This window comes from Mesobacillus jeotgali (assembly GCF_900166585.1).
GTDB classification, from domain to species: Bacteria; Bacillota; Bacilli; order Bacillales; family Cytobacillaceae; genus Mesobacillus; species Mesobacillus jeotgali_A.
In genome coordinates, this window is sequence record NZ_FVZC01000009.1 from 1345426 (window position 1) to 1362608 (window position 17183).

Here is a 17183-nt window from a genome sequence, read left to right on the forward strand (position 1 = left end):
ACCTGGCAGCCATGATTACTATATAAGCCTTAGTGCTTTCAAAAGGTGCTCTTCCTCTTCAGGAGTAACTGTGCGGAGATCGACATGAACCTCTTCTTTGTGAATCCTGACGACAATGGCTGGCGAATATTCTGTCCTCAGCTTTCTGGCAATATGTTCAGCACTCATCTCTGGATGGCTGATAGAAGCCAAATAAGTAGGCAGCTCGACATCTGGCATTGTTCCTCCGCCAACCTGGCTAGTCCCCGCTGTAATACTTGCCTTTATTTTTCCATTAATAGAATTAATAAGGTTTACGAACTCTTCCGTCCTGTCCTTCAGTTCTGGTAAAGAAATAAGTAAATCTCGAAGAGTTGGAATATTGTATATCCCCTTCTCTCCTTTCAGATAGTCCATCAAGGTTGCCTCAAGTGCTGCAAGCGTCATTTTATCCACTCTGACCACACGGGCCAGCTGGTGCTTCTTTAGTTTCTCGATAAGCTCTTTTTTGCCTGCAATAATCCCTGCCTGCGGTCCGCCTAATAATTTGTCTCCGCTGAAAGAAACGATGTCTGCCCCCATTTTAAGCACTTCACTGACAACAGGCTCTTCACCTATTCCATGTCTCTGGAAATCATAAAGTACACCACTGCCAAGGTCTTCGTAAAAAATCACATGGTCATGCTTATTTGTAAGCTGAGCCAAATCATTGGTCTCTACTGTTTGCGAAAAACCAACTATTTTGAAATTGCTCGTATGGACTTTCATGATCATGGAGGTCTGATCGGACACAGCGTTCTCATAATCGAATAAATGAGTCTTATTGGTTGTCCCCACTTCAACTAAATGAGCTCCGCTTTCTTCCATAATAGAAGAAATTCTGAACGAGCCTCCAATTTCGACTAGCTGTCCTCGTGAAACGATCACTTCTTTTTCCTTGGCCAATGCACTAAGGATCATAAAAACAGCTGCAGCATTATTGTTAACGACCATCGCTGCCTCCGCTCCCGTGATTTCCTTTAAAAGAGCCTCTACATGGCTATGTCGTGAACCACGCTCTCCTTCCTCAAGCCTATACTCAAGGTTGGAGTAATTCATTGCAGTGTCTATTACATGCTTAATGGCATTTTCACTCAGCCTTGCTCTGCCAAGGTTCGTGTGCAAAATGGTTCCAGTGGCATTAATCACTCTTTTAAGTGTATAATCCAGGCGGCTGGCAACAGCAGCGTCAAGGGATAAAAAAATGCTTTCCATAAACGCTGCTGTCCCGGGCTCACTGCCCTTCCATTCACCGCTAAGTATATCTTTCCTGACCTTTTCAATTATTAATTTCATCTCATCAGTCAAATAGAAATCATGTATATCATACCGTTCAAGTATATCGGTAAACCGTTTATCTTTCTGCAGTTCATGTACTGCAGGCAAGGCTCTTAAAAATTCCTTCATGCTCGCATGCCTCCACTGATAAATCTTAATCGCTTCATTATATCATTAATATCCAGTTGAGGATTTTTCAATCCGGTGAATTAGCTGGTATGTTCGTCATCACGAACTAGACATGGAAGTGTGATAAAGAAAGAAGTTCCGCTATTCAGTACACTGGCAACACGCATTTTCCCATTATGGGCTTCAATGATTTTCTGACTCATCATAAGTCCAAGTCCGTAGCCTTCCTTTTTGGTGGTCAGGAAGGGACGCCCCAGACTTTCCAAAATCTCAAGAGGAATTCCAGTACCTTCATCCTTAATTTCCAGTGTCAATTGTGATACCTCCTCGGTAAGGATTATGTGAATCGTCCCTCCCTTTGGCATGGCCTCAAATGCATTTTTAATAAGATTTATCAAAACTTGCTTCAATTGGTTAGAATCACATTTTATAAATAAGTTTGAAGAAGTATCCATGAAAACTATATCAATACCCTTTAAAACTGCCTGTGGATTTAAAAAAGAAATGACTTCATCAATAATTGCACTTAAACTTGCTGGCTTAAAATGCGAAGCCTGCGGCTTAGCAATAGCCATAAAGTCGCGAGTTATTGATTCCAGACGATCGACTTCGGATAGCATCAAATCGAAATATGTTCTATGTTTATCAACAGCATCCTTTTTCATTAATTGCATAAACCCTTTTATTGTCGTTAATGGATTCCGGATTTCATGGGCTACGCCAGCAGCCATTTCTCCGACAACCCCAAGTTTTTCAGAATTTATAAAAGCTTGTTCCATTGCCTTCAAATCGGTAACATCTGTCATCGATCCAATAACTTCAATGACTTTCCCTTCCTTTAGGACAGGCTTCAAGCTTACATACAACTGTCTGTTTTTAAAGGTAATCTCATACGTTAATCTTCTTTTTCCGTACCAAGCCAGCTTATAGTTCTCCATAATCTCTGGAAGATTGGGCAATCGGACCGCCTCTAGGGGTTTACCGATAATCCATTCTTTTTTGATGTTCAGCACTTCGAGCAGTTCACCCTCGCAAAGGGAATGGATAAACCGGTCTCCTTCTTTCTGGAATTTAAATATCATACCGTCCTGAAGAGAAAGAATACCGGATAGTTCGTTTTTGGCTGTGATGACTTTTTCATGGCCTTTCTTCCTTTGCTCCATGGTCGCAAAGTAAAAAGCTTCGAGAATATAGAAATACGCAACTGCTTTCAACAAATGACCGTAAAAATTATGTATATCATAGATACTGTTATAAAGAGTGAAGTTTAGTTCAGATAAAACCATCAGGCTGAGACTTATGAAAATATTGATTGAATAATAATCAGACTTGTTTTTATAGTATCGGTAAGAAAGAAAAAACAAAATCAAATAAATAAAAGAAATGAAATACTCAATCCCGTTCTTCAGCGTTGTTGGCCCTACCCCTTCAATAACCATCATTGGCAATCCTGATTCAAACCTGTAAATGATAAAAACGGTACTTGTAACAGTGAGCAAAGCTAATGGAAGCAAGAAATTTGCAATGTTTTTACTGATTCTCCTATCATCAATACTAAAGATGAGCAGAACAAGGAGCGCACAAAATAATCTTGCAATAACCCATAGCCAAATCGACTTAGTGATGGAACTATCCATGATGAAGTGTGGCATGCCTAAGTATGATAGAGTATGAAAAAAATCAATTGACCCAACCATCAGGAAGGTGATGCTGAGCAATAAAAAACTTAAAGAGTGACTGTATAGCTTCCACCCAATAAAAAATATGGAGAAAGATATTACTATGCTCACCATTTCCAGAATCATATGAAAGGCAACGAAATCCTGCTTATCATATAGTTGCAACTTATCAGGATACATTGATATAAGTATGAAAATAGCAATTGCTATCGAGTTAATTAATAGAATCTTCCGTTTGCCGCTCACTAACATCGTCCTTTCAAATTACAATCCGGTCCTGTATATACATTCGATTATAATAGGTAAAAAGAACTATAAGAAGTAAAATTTTTATTTTTTGATAAAAAAATACCTGGCCAGCGCCAGGTATTCGTTATCCTTCTATCTGCTTTATAATATCGTCAGTATCCGGAAAGACACCCGTATCCAATTTGGAATAAAGAAGTTTACCGTTTACCGTAACTTCAAAAGCGCCTTTTGAAGCCGGAATTAATTCCATTTTCTCTACCTGGTTCCGAAAATGGGTGAATAGTTCTTCCGCGAAACTCGCGGCCTTTGGAGCATAGTTTCATTGCATACAAAATTGGACAGTTACTAGAAATTTTTCCACTAAAAATCCCCCTTAAAATCCTTTTCTCTAAGTATTTAATGTCATTTTAGTGTAAAGTCTTCCACTGTGCAAATAATAATGGCTTAAGGATGATTTTAAAAACAAGAAAGAGTATACTTGCTTTTGAGGTGATTAGGTTGAGTGAACATGAAAAAATCCGTTTGACTTCGTTGTCAACAAAAGCTGGCTGAGGCTGTAAAATCAGTCCTGAGGACTTGACGCAGGTTCTGCGTCTATTACCAGAACAGGAACCTGTTCCTGAATTGCTTGTCGGACATGAAACATCCGATGATGCAGGTGTATACAAACTGACAGATGATATCGCACTGATCCAGACAATTGATTACTTCACCCCAATCGTGGATGATCCATATATGTTCGGCCAGATTGCTGCAGCAAACGCTCTTAGTGATGTGTATGCAATGGGTGGGGAACCAAAGACTGTTCTTAATATTGTAGGGTATCCAGTCAAAAAGCTTGGACCGGATATTCTGGCAGAAATATTAAGAGGTGCAAGTGACAAGGTAAAAGAAGCAGGCGCTGTTACGGTTGGCGGGCATTCAATCGATGACCAGGAACCGAAATTCGGCTTATCTGTTACTGGTTTGGCCCATCCAGAATCGATTTGGAAAAACGTCGGTGCAAAGCCGGGTGATGTTCTGGTCATTTCAAAACCGATCGGAGTCGGAATCATGACAACCGGAATCAAACGCAGTGCGGTTACGCCGGAGCAAGAACAAGCTGTGACCGAAACAATGGCCTTATTGAACAAAACCGCAGCCGAAGCGCTCAAAAACTTCAATCCCCATGCAGTGACTGATGTAACTGGATTCGGACTGTTGGGACATGGAAGTGAAATTGCCCGCGGCAGCAATGTAAGTTTTGAAATTTCGTTATCTGAGGTGCCTGTTTTAGCGGGTACATATGATTTGGCTGCACAAGGCGTGGTGCCAGGAGGTTCTAAATCAAATCATAAGTGGCTGGAGAATGATGTCGAGTATAGTGACATTTCACTTGAAGAACAGATAGTCCTTTGTGATGCCATTACGTCGGGAGGCCTTCTAGCATCACTGCCGGAGGATGAAGCCCAGCATTATGTAGAAGCACTGAAAGACAAGGGTTTAAATTATGCGGCTGTGATTGGCAAAGTCACAGAGAAGCGAGACAAGTTAATCTATGTAAAAAGGTGAAATCATGACGATTTCACCTTTTTTCATCCCTATAATTTCACTGTTAGTTTTTCAAGCATATCGGCAGTCATACTTGAAAGATCATACTTAGCCTTGAATCCCCACTCTTCTGATGCAGCAGAGGCATCAATTGAATTAGGCCAGCTATTTGCTATGGCCTGTCTCACCGGGTCAACATCATAGGATAGTTCAAACCCAGGAATATGTTTCTTGATTTCAGCTGCCAGCAGCTCTGGATCAAAGCTCATTGCCGTTACATTAAAAGCATTCCGATGGATGAGCTTAGAAGGATCCGCTTCCATCAAATCGATAATTGCTCCTAGTGCATCAGGCATGTACATCATATCCATAAAAGTTCCTTTATCGATATATGAGCTGTATTTACCATTCTTGATAGCTTCATAATAAATTTCAACCGCATAATCAGTTGTTCCTCCGCCTGGAGGGGTTACATATGAAATCAATCCTGGAAACCTTACTCCCCTTGTGTCGACACCAAACCGGTGGAAATAATAATCAGCAAGAAGTTCACCAGCAACCTTATTCACTCCATACATAGTAGTAGGTCTCTGGATCGTGTCCTGAGGCGTATGGTCTTTCGGAGTATTAGGTCCGAACGCACCAATGGAGCTTGGCGTGAAAAATTGCAGGTTCAATTCCCGAGCTGTTTCAAGCGCGTTCATTAAACCGCCCATATTAAGGTTCCATGCAAATACTGGCCTCGTCTCGGCTGTGGCAGAGAGCAGAGCGGCCATGTGCATGATTGTGTCGACATTGTACTTTTTGGCCAATTCGGCCATCCTGTTTGCATCCATAACATCCAGAATCTCAAACGGACCATTTGAAAATGCTTCCGAATCGGTTTGTCTGATATCGGTCGCAATTACATTTTCCTGGCCGTAAATTTCCCGGAGTTTAACTGTTAATTCAGAACCAATCTGGCCAAGGGCTCCAGTTATCAATATTTTCTTCATTCTATGTACTCCTCTCGGTTCACCTTTAAGAAAAGCAGAAGCGCCTTGGTAAGCCCCCGAAAAGCGTTAATAGGCCGACCAGTGAAGTCGTCCTTTGACTTCATCCGGCGGACCGAAATCGAAATGTATAGCCGACTGCACAGAAACGGAGAAACAGGAGACTCCGGCAAAGAAGCGCTTTTTGCTTCTCCCAGCGGAGTTGAAGTTTCTGAGTTTCTAGGAGGCGAAACTAGACAAACGTCTCGAGGGCTAGCGCTTGAGCTAGACATTTCTCCAAATAAAAAAATATATTTTGTTATCCTGTAAAAAAGCCGGTGTGTTTGCCAAACCGGCTTATTATTTCTTAGATATATAGGGTTTTCATTCAATTCAATTCAATTAAATGATTCCAAGTTCCTTGCCGGCTTTTTCGTAAATTGAAATAGCCTTGTCCAGCATGTCTTTTGTATGTGCAGCAGAAGGCATATTCCTTACACGGCCAGTTCCGCGTGGTACAGTTGGGAATACAATCGACTTAGCATATACTCCTTCTTCATATAATCTCTTGCTGAATTCCTGTGTTTTCACTTCATCCCCAATGATGCAAGGAGTGATAGGCGTCTCTGAATGGCCGATATCAAAACCGAGCTTCTGCAGGCCGTCTTTCAGGTAATTTGCATTCTCCCATAAACGCTGGTTCAATTCAGTGCTGTCCATAAGGATTTCGATGGCTTTAATACTGGCCGCAACGTCAGCAGGCGTGAGTGATGTCGAGAAAAGGAATGGGCGGCTTCTTACTTTCAGCCATTCAATGAGATTTTGTTTTCCTGCAACATATCCCCCTACTACTCCAATAGCTTTTGACAACGTCCCAATTTGGAAATCAACTTTATCTGAAAGGCCAAAGTGCTTGACGGTACCAGCTCCTTCACCAAGTACTCCAGAGCCATGAGCGTCATCGACATATGTAATAAGATCGAATTCCTCTGCGATATCTACAATTTCCGGAAGCTTGGCAATGTCACCATCCATTGAGAATACGCCATCCGTGATTACCATGATTTTATTATATTGACCTGAATCTTTCGCTTCTTTTGCTTTTGCACGCAGATCTTCCATTTCTGAGTGATTGAAACGGATGATTTTGGCCCTGGACAGACGGCATCCATCAATTATTGAAGCGTGGTTCAATTCGTCAGAAAGAATCGCATCATTTTTATCCATTACAGCGGAAATTGCTGCCATGTTGCACATAAATCCAGATTGATACGCAATAGCAGCCTCTGTCTTCTTGAATTTTGCCAGTTTCTCCTCAAGTTCTACATGGAGTTTGAGTGTACCATTTATCGTCCTAACCGCCCCTGCTCCTACTCCATACTTGGAAATTGCTTCATCTGCCGTTTTTTTCAATCGTTCATCGGTAGCAAGTCCAAGATAGTTATTAGAGGAAAGGTTGATCATTTCTTTCCCATTGATTGTAATCATTGGTCCGTTAGGGCTTTCAAGCGGGTCGATTACATTATATAAACCCTTCCCTTTTAAATCCTCAAGGTTTTCATTCAAAAATTGATCTAATGTTTTACTAGACATCGTAAATCCCCTTTCTGCCCGGAATTGGGCATGTCATTATTATGGATACATCTGTCTTTTTGGAGAGGACATTATTAAAGTCCATCAATCCATGTATAATCTGCTTTCATAAAATATACTTTAACATATTTTTTAATTATGTACATATATGAAGGACAGAAAACGCTTACTTTTTATTTGGTTAGTTTTCCCGTATGTTATCTCCTATTCATGTTTTTTTCGAAACCAGGTTTGAAAATGTTTTAAAGGGTAAAGAGAAGAAAGCCAGTCTGCTGCCAGGCAGACTTTGGCGGGGGCAGTGAAATTCTTTTCATCTACATAGCATCACTCCCTCCTAATTCATATAGAAATAGACACTGAACACAGGAGGCTTATTATATGAAATATCCGCTTAATATTACATCAGAGATTGGTGAGTTAAAATCAGTCGTCCTGCATCGGCCTGGGAAGGAAGTCGAGAATCTCACGCCTAAACACCTGGAACGGCTTCTTTTTGACGACATCCCCTTCCTTCCTGCAGTTCAAAGAGAACACGACTATTTCGCAGATGTATTAAGAAATCGAGGGGTCGAGGTTCTTTATTTGGAAAAATTGATGGAAGAGGCTTTAAATACAGAGGAATTGCGACAGGAGTTCATTGATCAGATACTGAATGAAAGCAAACGCAATTTAAACGGTTCAAGAAATACGGTGGAAGAATATCTTACTTCATTTTCAACAGGAGATATGATTCGAAGAGTGATGTCTGGTGTTCTGAAATCAGAAATCGAGCAAGAGAAAAAGGTCCATTTACATGAACTGCTGGATGATTATTATCCTTTCTTCCTTGATCCTATGCCAAACCTCTACTTTACAAGGGATCCAGCGGCGGTAATCGGTAACGGGATTTCCTTGAACAAAATGTGTGAAGGGGCAAGGAAAAGGGAGTCGCTGTTCATGGATTTCATCATGAAGCATCATCCCAGGTTCGCAGCCCATGATATCCCTCACTGGTATGACCGGGATCAGGATTACCCTTTGGAAGGCGGCGATGAACTGGTACTGAGCCCTGAAGTCATTGCAATAGGGGTTAGCGCTCGAACTTCGGCGCAAGCAATCGAAAAATTGTCAAAACGCATTTTTTCCAAAAATAATAGGATTAAAAAAGTAGTCGCTGTTGAAATCCCTAAGTTAAGGGCCTATATGCACCTGGATACTGTTTTCACTATGGTAGATCATGAAAAGTTCACCATACATCATGGTATTGAAGGACCTAATGGGAATATGAAAATCTATATACTTGAAAAAGGAACAGACCCTGACAAACTTGCCATTTCGGAACGTTCAAACTTAACTGAAACCTTGAAGGAAGTCCTTCATCTTCGTGATCTTGTTTTGATCCCTTGTGGAGGAGGACATGAAATTGCCGCAGCCCGCGAGCAATGGAACGATGGCTCTAATACTCTTGCAATTGCTCCAGGTGTGGTTGTTACCTATGACCGAAATTATGTATCCAATGATTTACTTAGGAGAAATGGTGTGGAAGTAATTGAAATCCCAAGTTCAGAGCTGTCTCGAGGACGCGGGGGTCCCCGCTGCATGAGTATGCCTATTTATAGAAGAGATTTATAAAACAGATTAAGCAGTCCTGATTTCCAGGGCTGCTTATATTTGTATTGTCTAGTTGGTTGCAAGATAGCTTTGCAATTCTTTGACCAATTGCTCGGCTCCTTCTTTGCTTAACACAATTTTCCCATTTGCCAGCGACATGTTGTCATTGCTGATCGTGCCGGTTATGAGACAAGTAAGGTCTGGCTGGTATTTTTTCAGGATGATCATATCGTCATCGACAAATATTTCGAGCGGATCATTTTCACCGATACTCAGTTTTTTCCTGAGTTCCATCGGAATGACCACCCTTCCCAGCTGATCTGTCTTCCTCACGATTCCTGTAGCCTTCATATAGCATCCTCCCCTTCCTAACTATGTGGGATATGGATGTCTGTACTGTAAATCGATTCTAGCCCAGTACAATTATAGCAAATCAAGGCATTATTTTACATGTTTTTAGAGTCGGATTCGTTAATAAAGTCACTGATTAACCTGCAAAGGCAAAAATAAAAAGCACGCAAAAAGCGTGCTTTCTAAATATCTATTCCACTCCCTGAAATTCAGAAGAAGATCCATTGTTTTTCAGTAAGACCTTTAATCCGGATCCAATATCAGATGCCAGTATATAATTGCGGTCAACATATACTCCCCATACATCGGACTTTTCCGGTACATACTGCCCTACTTGCTTAGGATTCGCCGGATCTGTAATGTCCACAGAATAAACTCCGCCTGCATAGTGTGATAAGTATAGAGTGTTCCCGTGAACTTTAGGGTCATGAACAGTGTTAGCGAATGTTACTCCATTTTCAATATCATCTACTAAATCTGTCTTAAACTCGCTAAGCAACTTAGGGTTGGTTTTATCTTTGATATCGAAAATCCTTGTATATCCGTATGATTGTTCATAACCTTGTTTAGTTGGATTATATACTTCCCTTGTCTCAATCAGTACATTGCCGCCTTTGGCTAATGCAGCCGAGTGCGCTGAGCCCTGCTGATTAGAGGCGAAATCCGTTCTTCCCAAATATTTCGGCTGTTTAGGATTGCTGATGTCAAAAATGACGGTTCCAAGATCCCACATCGAAACATATGCATACTTACCGGTTTCATCTACCATTGTGCTATGGTTGAAGACTGGACGTGTTTTCCCATCAGGTGAATTCCAGTGGTATCCATTAAAATCTTCAGGAATCTCTTCAAGTGTCCTAGGATCGAATTCCCATAGTTTCTCAGGATTTGAAGGATCACTGACATCCACAATCTGGAAATCCTTTTCTTCCCCGTGACTGTAATAGTCAGCATACGGGTTAGCCGCAAGCACGATCGCCCGGTTGCCCTGCATAGTTAAATAGAGTTCATGTGTTCCACTGGTTTTCTTTGTAACTTCATAGAAACCAAGCTTCTTAGGGGTTTCTGGGTTTGTAACATCATAAAGTAAAAATCCGCCCTTTGAATCAGGGTTATTTCTATTAAGCTGCTGAACACTTACAACAGCGAGGTCTCCTTTGAATGATGGAGTATTTATACTCTTTACGATCACTTTTTCCTGCCATGTCCCAGGGATATCATTATTGGCGAACACCGCAACTTCCTTTGGGTTGGCTGGATCCTTAAGGTCGAATACACGTACTCCGCCGTTACCGCCATTTTGAGTATGCGTGCCCAGATATGCATACCCTTTGTGGGAATACACATCTGCAAAGCTGTTCTGTTTCCCATCTGCCCTGACTGTCTTCATTTCTGGAGCAGCTGCCTCATATAAAAATTGGAGGTTTTTACTTCCCTCCATGACAGGGACAGATATTTCGCTATAGCCAGTTCTTTCACCCTTTTCAATATTGACATCTCCAAGTTCGTCATGAGCAAGGACATTGAATGGAATTGATGATACAGTTAAAGCACCAGCAAGAATCAGGCTTGGGATCAATCGATTTTTCACTATCAAAACCTCCCTTTATGTATTGAATAACAATATAACAAAGGTAGAAACTCTTCAGCAATTAATAAACTGTAAATTTTGTAAATTCAGTAAAATTATCCTAATCCCGCATTTTATCCCTAAGACTATAGTATTTGTTTCGATATTCGAAGTAGGTAGATTTCCATAAAGTTCAAATAATGAGTTTCCATATCTTCCGCCAAGAAAAGTCTAGAACATAACCAGAGATTTTAGTATGATTAAGGAATGTGATTATAAATAAATTTCCTGAAAATAGATAAAGCGAGGATATATACAATGAGTTTATTGAATGTAGAAAACTTGAGCCATACATTTGGGGACCGTACCCTTTTCAAAGAGGTTTCCTTTCGTCTGCTAGCAGAGGACCATGTCGGCCTGGTAGGTGCAAACGGAGTCGGAAAGTCGACTCTAATGAACATTATCACCGGCCAATTGATCCATGACTCTGGTAAAGTTGAATGGACACCTGGTGTAGAGTACGGATACTTGGACCAGCATACGGTATTGACACCAGGAAAAACAATTCGTGACGTATTGCGAGATGCTTTCCTTCCTCTTTTTAAAAAAGAAGAACAGCTTAATGAGGTAACTGGTAAAATGGCAGATGCCACCCCTGAGGAACTTGAAAAACTGCTGGAAGAAATGGCCGAAATCCAGGATGCTCTTGATGCTGGAGGTTTTTACTCCCTTGATATTGAAGTAGAAGAAGCAGCAAGAGGGCTTGGCCTAGATGCAATCGGTATCGACCGAGATGTTTCCGCATTGAGTGGAGGACAGCGTACGAAAGTTTTGCTCGCAAAACTATTGCTTGAGAAACCAAAAGTCCTTCTTCTTGATGAGCCTACAAACTATCTGGACGTGGAGCATATTCAATGGCTGACCAGATACTTAAAAGAGTACCCTTACGCTTTTATCCTGATTTCCCATGATACTGAGTTCATGAACCAGGTTTCCAACGTTATTTTTCAGTTGGAATTTTCTAAATTGACACGTTACACAGCAACGTATGAAAAGTTTCTTGAATTGGCTGAAATCAACAAGAACCAGCATATCAACGCTTACGAAAAACAAAAAGAATTCATCAAAAAACAGGAAGACTTCATTGCGAAAAATAAAGCTCGATATTCAACAACCGGCCGTGCAAAAAGCCGTCAGAAGCAACTTGACCGTATGGAAAGGATTGACCGGCCGGAAACTGCGTTAAAACCTACATTTGAATTTAAAGAATCTCGTGCAAGCAGCCGTTACGTATTTGAAGGCACTGATTTCGAAATTGGCTACACACATCCATTGCTTCCAAAATTGTCCGTGACAATTGAGCGCGGTGAAAAAATCGCCATTGTAGGTATGAACGGTGTCGGGAAATCAACATTACTTAAAACAATGCTTGGAAAAATTCCTGCACTGAGTGGCAAAATCGAGCGTGGTGACTTCCTCTTCCCTTCATACTTTGAGCAGGAAGTAAAGGCAGCCAACATAACGCCAATTGATGATGTGTGGAGTGAATTCCCGGGTATGGACCAGCATCAGGTAAGGGCAGCCTTAGCTCGAAGCGGTCTCAAAAACGAACATATCTCACGCCCGCTCAATCAATTGAGCGGAGGCGAGCAGGCAAAGGTGCGCTTAACAAAGCTTCTTATGCACGAAAGCAACTGGCTGTTATTCGATGAACCAACCAACCACCTTGATATCACGGCTAAAGCTGAGCTTAAACGCGCCTTGAAAGCCTACAAAGGAACAATCGTCCTTGTCAGCCACGAACCAGATTTCTATGAGGATTGGGTAACTAAAGTTTGGAATGTGGAAGAATGGGCTAGCGAAGTCAATTAATAGATCTTCGAATAACCTGCTGGTTTTATATCAGCAGGTTTTTTATTTTTTCCGATTGCCTGTGGAACGAATTCCCCTTCATCCGTTGGATTGTCTAAACCGGCGGCTACTTCATATAAAACCTTCTGGGATAGTTGCTGTTTTGGCTGAACCTTCTTCTACTTCGGACAAAACCTCGTGAGATAGCCGCTGGTTTGTCTGAACCTGCATCTACTTCGGACAAAAATGCGGTGGACGCCGCTGGTTTGTCTGAATCTGCATCACCTTCGAACAATACTACGAGGGATAGCAGCTGGATTTTCTGAATCTGCATCCCCTTCGGACAACTACGAGGGATAGCCGCTGGTTTGTCTGAACCTGCACCTACTTGGGATAGCTGAATAGTCTGCAGTGCATCTCCAGTACCGTCAAAATCTAGGTTGCAACTCAAACAAATGATCGAGCATGGCCATTAGCTCTAGAATATCTATACTTTCCATAAAAAAGTTCACGAAATGTATTGAGTTATCCTTTAGTTATTGATAAATTTTATAAAGGTTATAAAATTATTTTATATAGGGGATAAATATATGAAAAAACTTTTAATTGTTTGCAGTTTATTATTGATGTCTGTTCTTTCTGGTTGTGCCGATGATGATAGCAAACCAACAAAAGCCGAAACAATAAAGATTGGTGCGATTCCGGATCAGAACACTGCTGACTTGAACAGAAGCATGGAGGACTTCGCGAAGGATCTAGGCGACAAAACAGGATTGAATGTTGAGTTCGTCCCTTCTGTTGATTACTCAGCTTTAGTAACAGCTTTTCAACGTGGCGAGATTCAGCTTGCGTGGTTCGGTGGCTTGACGGGTGTTCAGGCGAGAAATTCTGTTCCGGAGGCTGAAGCCTTTGCACAGAGGCCTATTGACGAAAAGTTCAAGTCTGTTTTTATTGCTCAAAAAGACATTGAGATTGATAGTCTTGAAGGTCTAAAAGGAAAATCCTTCACTTTCGGGAGCGAGAGTTCAACTTCAGGACATTTAATGCCCCGCTACTTCATGATGGAAGCAGGCATTGATCCTGACCAGGAACTCGATGGAAAACCTAACTACTCAGGTTCACACGATAAAACATATAAACTTGTTGAATCTGGAGCATTCGAAACAGGCGCCTTGAATGTTTCTGTCTGGGAAGCAGCTGTCAAGGAAGGCAAAGTAGATGAATCTAAGGTAAAAGTATTCTACACAACACCTGAATACTATGATTACAATTGGACTGTCAACATTGACAATGAAGAAACAAAAACAAAAATCAAAGAAGCGATTCTATCAATGACTAAAGATGACAATGAGATTATGGAACTTCTGCAAACCGATCGATTTATTGAATCCAAGAATGAAAACTATAAGGCAATTGAAGAAGTAGCCAAGCAACTAAAGATCATCAAGTAGGTGGGCTTCATGAGCGAATTTATTGTTATGAAAAATATAGAAAAAATTTACGAGCGGAAGATAGCCTTATCTTCCCTTTCTTTGTCTGTAAACAAAGGGGAATTAATAGCTTTGATTGGTCCAAGCGGTGCAGGTAAGACGACAATGTTGAATTTACTTGCCGCTACATTATCACCTGACCGAGGAGAAATTACTATTGACGGACAGCGGTTGGCAGAAATGACTGACCAGAAGAAAAGGGCTAAGAAAATCGGGATCATACGACAGCAATTTGACCTCATCGGAGAATTGCCAGTGATTCAAAATGTACTTGCGGGCAAGCTGTCAGAATGGGGGATATTTAAATCACTTCTTTCACTGTTAGTCCCTCAGGAAAAGGATGACGCCATCAAGGCACTTTCACGTGTTGGACTGAGAGAGAAATTATATGAACGTACCTCTGCCCTTTCCGGTGGTGAACAGCAGCGCGTTGCCCTTGCCAGACTGCTTGTACAGAGTCCTGAAATTGTATTGGCCGATGAGCCTGTGGCTTCCTTAGATCCAGTACGAGCAGAGGATATAATGGCACTACTTGTCAAGATTGCTTCCGAGGAAAGCCAAACATTGATAGCCAGTTTGCACTCGGTAGAGTACGCTAAAAAGTACTTCGATCGACTGATTGGGCTTAAAAACGGACAGATTTTCTTTGATTTGCCTGCATCATCCGTCTCTGACACCCATATTGATAGCTTGTACAAACTCAGGGAGCAGGCTTAGCATGGAAAGAACCTGGTGGAACATCAACCTTCATAAAAGGAAAATACTCAGTATGCTCCTTATTCTGGCCTTTCTATGGAGTCTGTCAACTATACATTGGAGTCAGGAATTGATTCATGGAAAAGGAATTCAAACTGCCAAACAAATTGCAGCAGCATTTTTCAGACCGGATTTATCGGCTGATATCCTGATGCTCGCTTTGGAGTCAACCTGGACCACTTTAAGTTATGCAGTGGCTGGTATGAGCCTGGCCATAATCATTGCCTTTTTCTTCGGCATTCTGGCTTCCGGAATCCTTTTTACCAATATTAAAACAAAACGATATATCAAATCATTTTTTAGAGGGCAGCTTGGTTTCATGCGAGCCATTCACGAGCTTGTCTGGGCATGGCTGTTTGTTGCTTCAATTGGCCTTTCCCCGTTTGCAGCGATATTTGCACTGGCGATACCTTATGGTGGAATTCTCGGGAAAATTTTTGCAGACATGCTTGAAGATGTACGGGACGAACCAATCAAGGCACTGGAAGCAGCAGGAGCCACAAGGGTGCAGGCACTATGGTATGGATACCTTCCTATGGTCCGGTCAAACATAGTAAGCTATGCATTTTATCGATTCGAATGTGCGGTACGATCATCAGCGATCATGAGTTTTGTTGGCATTGGCGGTCTCGGCTACCAGATTCAATTAAGCCTGGATGATTTGCAATATAATGAAGTGTGGACCTTTGTGTTTTTCCTGATTCTCCTCGTCATCCTCATTGATGCCTGGAGCAATCATCTAAGAAAAAATCTGAATTCTCCTAACATAGTTAAAAGAAATCTGAAAATGTCTTTCTATTCAATTGTTTTTCTTTCACTTTTATCCTGGTTTTCTATTTTTACGATAGAAAAGGCAAGCCTTACATCATTATTTTCCGAACAGAATCTTTCCTATGCAAAACAGTTCTTCAACGGTCTTCTGGGAATCGGTGAAGAAGATCCAGCCTTTTTAAATAGCAAAAGCTGGGGTGATGCATTTTCCCTTACGATAGATACTTTGTTAATGAGTGTAATGGCCACTGGATTTGCAACAATTGCAGCCCTCTTAACTGTAGTTCCGGCAGCCAGGAATATAGCTGATGGTTCTATTACATCCTCAAAAAAATGGCATGGGCTGCTGGCTTTCGGAATTGTTCGAGGTGGCTATATTTTTACTAGAGCTGTACCCGAGCTTGTTTGGGCGATGATTATTATTTTTATTTTCAAACCGGGTATCCTGCCTGGTGCGATTGCCCTCGCTATTCATAATTACGGAATACTCGGCAAGCTTCTGGCAGAAGTAATCGAGGATTTAGATTCCCGTCCGGTCCGGAATCTTGCATCAAGTGGCGCAAGCAGGCTGCAGCTTTTATTCTATGGAGTCCTGCCGACTGCTCTGCCCCGCTTTCTGACCTACATCCTTTATCGTTGGGAAGTCATCATGCGGACCACTATTGTAGTCGGCTTTGTGGGAGCTGGCGGTCTTGGCCAGCAATTCAAGCTGAGCATGAGTTTTTTCCACTATACTGACATTGCTCTTTTGCTGTTTTTCTATTTGGTTCTTGTCTTTTCCGCCGATTTTATCTCGGAAAGAGCAAGATCCTTCATAAAATAAATCCGGCCAGTAATACGGCCGGATTTTTTGATTTATTATAGATTAAGTGTTTGAAGACTGAAATTCTTAGAGAATATCCATTTTGTCCAGCCCATTCTCGAGGAAGTATTTTTCGTACCTTGCCTTAAGCTGGAAAAGACGATTGATTTTTTCTTCAATGGAAGTGTTGATGTCGACTTCACGTTTCAAATCGATTGTTGCCAGCTTATGCGTAAGCTGGTCCCAAAAGACATCCTCCTCATACTCATCGATAATTGATTCTACTGTCTCTTTCAGCCTATCTGAAAGATAGTAGTACTCTTCTTCTTTATCATAGTAAATTTCCTCTGCTGCTTCAAAGTCCCTGGCCAGGGCGAAAATATACTGTTCAAGATCTTCCGCTTTTTTTACCAATTCATTATTCACTTCTGTCAGTCCAAGAGGCCAATTACCAAGCTGTAATAGCTTAACAAGCGTCAAATATTGATCTTTTGAAAGGTCAATTTTCATCGTACCCTCCCCTTTCATATGCTTGTTTCATATATATGATTGAAG

Annotated in this window: 13 protein-coding genes and 1 pseudogene; 6 read left to right on the forward strand and 8 right to left on the reverse strand. The window is 41.4% G+C overall.

The genetic code is table 11. The features are described 5' to 3' along the window. Positions 1-18: 18 nt before the first annotated feature. From selA to B5X77_RS16830, 3 genes and pseudogenes are all read right to left on the reverse strand, one after another. Entirely contained in the window at positions 19-1425 is a 1407-nt protein-coding gene (gene selA / locus B5X77_RS16820) for an L-seryl-tRNA(Sec) selenium transferase (RefSeq protein WP_079509098.1), read from the reverse strand. Positions 1426-1505: 80 nt separating this feature from the next. Continuing rightward, a complete protein-coding gene (locus B5X77_RS16825; protein ID WP_176167357.1) occupies positions 1506-3350 on the reverse strand; it encodes an MASE3 domain-containing protein in 1845 nt (614 codons plus the stop codon). Positions 3351-3477: 127 nt separating this feature from the next. Continuing rightward, a pseudogene (locus tag B5X77_RS16830) lies at positions 3478-3660 on the reverse strand (Rdx family protein); the annotation flags it as partial. A 143-nt stretch (positions 3661-3803) separates the two neighbouring features. Between B5X77_RS16830 and selD the strand changes: the two are divergent. Continuing rightward, on the forward strand, positions 3804-4904 hold the full coding sequence (gene selD / locus B5X77_RS16835; protein ID WP_373887814.1) for a selenide, water dikinase SelD: 1101 nt from the start codon (positions 3804-3806) through the stop codon (positions 4902-4904). Positions 4905-4933: 29 nt separating this feature from the next. On the opposite strand, the gene B5X77_RS16840 is transcribed toward selD, so the two are convergent. Beyond that, positions 4934-5878, reverse strand: coding sequence for an L-threonine 3-dehydrogenase (locus tag B5X77_RS16840; RefSeq protein ID WP_079509102.1), 945 nt, complete (start codon positions 5876-5878; stop codon positions 4934-4936). 378 nt (positions 5879-6256) lie between these two features. Then, the gene (locus B5X77_RS16845) at positions 6257-7447 is read right to left on the reverse strand and encodes a glycine C-acetyltransferase (protein ID WP_079509103.1); all 1191 of its coding nucleotides are present in this window, start codon (positions 7445-7447) and stop codon (positions 6257-6259) included. Positions 7448-7825: 378 nt separating this feature from the next. On the opposite strand from B5X77_RS16845, the gene arcA reads away from it, so the two are divergent. Then, positions 7826-9058 (forward strand): arginine deiminase, encoded by a 1233-nt coding sequence (gene arcA, locus B5X77_RS16850; RefSeq protein ID WP_079509104.1) that lies wholly within the window; start codon positions 7826-7828, stop codon positions 9056-9058. Between the two features lie 48 nt (positions 9059-9106). On the opposite strand, the gene B5X77_RS16855 is transcribed toward arcA, so the two are convergent. Together B5X77_RS16855 and B5X77_RS16860 are read right to left on the reverse strand one after the other, a co-directional pair. Further along, positions 9107-9388, reverse strand: coding sequence for an AbrB/MazE/SpoVT family DNA-binding domain-containing protein (locus B5X77_RS16855; RefSeq protein ID WP_079509105.1), 282 nt, complete (start codon positions 9386-9388; stop codon positions 9107-9109). A gap of 190 nt (positions 9389-9578) precedes the next feature. Continuing rightward, positions 9579-10979, reverse strand: coding sequence for an LVIVD repeat-containing protein (locus B5X77_RS16860; protein ID WP_079509106.1), 1401 nt, complete (start codon positions 10977-10979; stop codon positions 9579-9581). Positions 10980-11276: 297 nt separating this feature from the next. Here B5X77_RS16860 and B5X77_RS16865 point away from each other — a divergent pair, with 297 nt between their 5' ends. The 4 genes from B5X77_RS16865 (at position 11277) to B5X77_RS16885 (ending at position 16649) form a co-directional block, all read left to right on the forward strand. Further along, on the forward strand, positions 11277-12830 hold the full coding sequence (locus B5X77_RS16865) for an ABC-F family ATP-binding cassette domain-containing protein (protein WP_079509107.1): 1554 nt from the start codon (positions 11277-11279) through the stop codon (positions 12828-12830). Positions 12831-13399: 569 nt separating this feature from the next. After that, the gene (locus B5X77_RS16875) at positions 13400-14260 is read left to right on the forward strand and encodes a putative selenate ABC transporter substrate-binding protein (protein WP_079509109.1); all 861 of its coding nucleotides are present in this window, start codon (positions 13400-13402) and stop codon (positions 14258-14260) included. Between the two features lie 9 nt (positions 14261-14269). After that, a complete protein-coding gene (locus B5X77_RS16880) occupies positions 14270-15016 on the forward strand; it encodes a phosphonate ABC transporter ATP-binding protein (protein ID WP_079509110.1) in 747 nt (248 codons plus the stop codon). A 1-nt stretch (position 15017) separates the two neighbouring features. Next, positions 15018-16649, forward strand: coding sequence for a PhnE/PtxC family ABC transporter permease (locus B5X77_RS16885; RefSeq protein ID WP_079509111.1), 1632 nt, complete (start codon positions 15018-15020; stop codon positions 16647-16649). Between the two features lie 66 nt (positions 16650-16715). Here B5X77_RS16885 and B5X77_RS16890 read toward each other — a convergent pair whose 3' ends face one another. Further along, on the reverse strand, positions 16716-17138 hold the full coding sequence (locus tag B5X77_RS16890; RefSeq protein WP_079509112.1) for a hypothetical protein: 423 nt from the start codon (positions 17136-17138) through the stop codon (positions 16716-16718). Positions 17139-17183 lie beyond the last annotated feature (45 nt).

Bases quoted from the DNA above. Each gene is read 5' to 3' on its own strand.
- selA (WP_079509098.1), bottom strand. From the start codon at position 1,425: ATGAAGGAATTTTTAAGAGCCTTGCCTGCAGTACATGAACTGCAGAAA.
- B5X77_RS16840 (WP_079509102.1), bottom strand. From the start codon at position 5,878: ATGAAGAAAATATTGATAACTGGAGCCCTTGGCCAGATTGGTTCTGAA.
- B5X77_RS16845 (WP_079509103.1), bottom strand. From the start codon at position 7,447: ATGTCTAGTAAAACATTAGATCAATTTTTGAATGAAAACCTTGAGGAT.
- arcA (WP_079509104.1), top strand. From the start codon at position 7,826: ATGAAATATCCGCTTAATATTACATCAGAGATTGGTGAGTTAAAATCA.
- B5X77_RS16855 (WP_079509105.1), bottom strand. From the start codon at position 9,388: ATGAAGGCTACAGGAATCGTGAGGAAGACAGATCAGCTGGGAAGGGTG.
- B5X77_RS16865 (WP_079509107.1), top strand. From the start codon at position 11,277: ATGAGTTTATTGAATGTAGAAAACTTGAGCCATACATTTGGGGACCGT.
- B5X77_RS16875 (WP_079509109.1), top strand. From the start codon at position 13,400: ATGAAAAAACTTTTAATTGTTTGCAGTTTATTATTGATGTCTGTTCTT.
- B5X77_RS16880 (WP_079509110.1), top strand. From the start codon at position 14,270: ATGAGCGAATTTATTGTTATGAAAAATATAGAAAAAATTTACGAGCGG.
- B5X77_RS16885 (WP_079509111.1), top strand. From the start codon at position 15,018: ATGGAAAGAACCTGGTGGAACATCAACCTTCATAAAAGGAAAATACTC.
- B5X77_RS16890 (WP_079509112.1), bottom strand. From the start codon at position 17,138: ATGAAAATTGACCTTTCAAAAGATCAATATTTGACGCTTGTTAAGCTA.